The sequence below is a fragment of the Variovorax sp. JS1663 genome (genome assembly GCF_002157355.1).
In the GTDB taxonomy this organism is placed as follows: Bacteria; Pseudomonadota; Gammaproteobacteria; order Burkholderiales; family Burkholderiaceae_C; genus Variovorax.
In genome coordinates this window covers 1-2,775 of sequence record NZ_LYMK01000110.1, presented here as the reverse complement: position 1 = coordinate 2,775, position 2,775 = coordinate 1, and the positions used below count along the sequence as shown (strand labels likewise).

Annotated in this window: 1 protein-coding gene; it reads left to right on the top strand. The window is 69.1% G+C overall.

Going from position 1 to position 2,775, the window contains the following annotated elements:
• The coding region (locus tag A8M77_RS34775; RefSeq protein WP_443273612.1) for a beta strand repeat-containing protein at nucleotides 1-2,775 on the top strand (2,775 nt) is incomplete at both ends.

Genomic DNA, 2,775 nt, shown 5'->3' with positions numbered 1-2,775 from the left:
ACGATCGAGGCGCAGAGCCTGCAGATCACGGCGGCCGGCGACATCGACAACCGCGGCGGCACGCTGCGCCAGACCGGCGGCGCCGGCCTGACGCTGACTGCAACGGCCTTGAGCAACACCGCCGGCGGGGTGATCGGGGCCGAGCCGGTGCCGCAGGCGCCGGCATCGCCCGGCCCATCGACATCCGGGCCCGGGACAGGCGCGAGTACAGGTGCGAGCACGGGTACCGGTACAGGCACGAGCACGGACAGTGGTGCTGGCGCAGGTACCGCATCGCCAAGCCATGTGCCGCCCGCCCCCGGCCGCATCACCGCCGCTGGCGCGATCCTGAACGACGGCGGTCGCATCTACGAGGTCGGCCCCATCACGCTGGACACGCCGCAGGTCAACAACACAGGGGGATCGCTCTCGGTGGCGAACCTGGCCGTCAGTGGCCCGAGCTTCAGCAACGCAGGCGGAAGCCTGAACATCAGCCAGAGCTTCAGCGCCAACGTCGATCGCTTCGACAACGCGCGCGGCCGCTTGCAGGCGGGCAGCCTGCAGATCGCCAGCCGCGGCGAGCTGGTCAACACCGACGGCACGCTGATCGCCGCGGGGGACATGGCGCTGCAAGGCGCCAGCATCGACCTGTCCTCCAGCACCACCAGCGCCGCCAACATCGCGCTCACGGCGACCCAGGGCCACATCACCACCAGCGGCGCGACGGTCATCACGCCCGGCACGCTGAGCGTGGCAGCCAACAGCCATGCCGGCCAGACGCTGGTCAACCAGGCCGGCCAGCTCCAGGCCGGCCAACTGAGCCTGAACCTCTCCCACCTCGCCAACACCGGCGGCGGCCAGATCGTGCAGACCGGCTCGGCGGACACGCGCATCAGCGTGGCGGGCGCCTTGAACAATGCCGGCACCCTCGCCAGCAACGGCAACACGACCATCGCCGCCGGCAGCCTCGAGAACAACGGAGGCACCATCGCGGCCTTCACCGGCGCGCTGGACGTCACAACGATGGGGACGACCAGCAACGTCGGCGGCAGCATGCAAGCGGGCGCTGCCACCACCCTGCGCAACGCAGGCCTGGACAACACCCGAGGCAAGATCTCCGGCGAAGCCTTGAGCATCGACACCCGTGCCCAGGCGCTCGCCAATGCCCAGGGCACCCTCGCAGCGACCACCACGGTCAACGTGCAGTCCGGTGCCCTGAGCAACGACGCCGGCCTGATCCAGTCCGGCGCCGCGATGCTCGTCGACACGCACGGCCAGCAGCTCACCAACACCAACGCAACTGCACATTCGAGCGGCCAGGGCGGCATCAGCAGCGGTGACACTTTGAGCCTGTCGACCGGCAGCGTGAACAACACGGCCGGGTTCATCGGCGCCAAGAACGCCCTGAGCGCCGACACCCAGGCCTTCACCAACACGGCAGGCGGCACCGTCCTGGGCCAGTCCAGCGTGGCCATCGACACCCACGGCGCGCGCTATGACAACAGCGCCGGCAAGACGCAGGCGATGGGCGATCTCTCGATCGACGCCGGCGACATCCGGAACGCCGGCGGTCTCGTGCGCTCCCTGGCGACCGCCACGCTCAAGGCCGGCGCGATCGTCAACGCGAACACCCTGGGCACGGACCAGGGCATCGAAGGCAGGAATGTTGCGATCACCACCGGCACCCTTGTCAACGCGTCTGGCGCTATCCGCGCGGATGTCGACGCCACCCTCAGCAGCGGCGGCCGCATCGACAACACCTTTGGCCTGATCTCCGCCGGCAACACCCTGCGCATCACCGATCCCAACGCGGCCAACCCCAGCGCCAAGACCCTGGATCTCACCAACACCCACGGCAAGCTGGTCGCCGACAAGAGCCTGCAGATCGACGCCGCCACCTTCAGCGCCGACGGCGTCATGACGCCAGGCCAGGACCTGCGCATCGCGCTGACCCAGGACATCGTGAACAACGCCGAAGTCGCCGCCAACGGCAACCTCAGCTACACCACCACCGGCAGCTTCACCAACCACGGCAAGCTGGCGGCCGGCCAGACCCTCACCGTGGGCGGCCACAACGTCGAGAACAGCGCCAATGCGGAGATGTCGGGGCGCGACACCCTCGTCAGTGCATCCGGCACGCTGACCAACCGGGGGCTGATCGACAGCAAGGGCGCCACGCAGATCAATGCCGGGATCGTCGACAACATCGGCACCGGCCGCGTCTACGGCGATGCCATCTCCATCGCCGCGGGCACGCTCGACAACCAGGCCGAGACGGTCGGCGGCGTCACCAAGGCCGGAACGATCGCCGCGCGCGACAGCCTGGACATCGGCGCGGACACGATCACCAACCGCGACGGCGCCTCGATCTTCAGTGCCGGCAGCCTGTTCATCGGCGGCGCCCTGGATGCCAAGCGCTACGCCGCCGGCCAGGGCGCCACGCTGAACAACCACAGCGCCACCATCGAGTCGCTTGGCAGCATGGCCATCGCCATGGGCCAGGTGAACAACCTGGATACCCACCTGCAGGTGGTGCCGGTCACCACCACCGCCTCCAAGAACTACCTCGCCACCACCGACGGCAAGATCTGGAGCCATGCCGACACCTGGGGCGACCCGGTCAGCCGGGTCGTGTATCACCGCGCAGCCGACGGCAGCGTCGGCGTCGTGGGCATCGGCTACGCGGACTGGCATGTCGACACCCGCACGGTGACCGACACCGCCGCCAACGTGGACCCTGCACGCATCGTGGCAGGCGGCAACCTCGACATCCAGGGCCAACTGCTCAACCGCGAC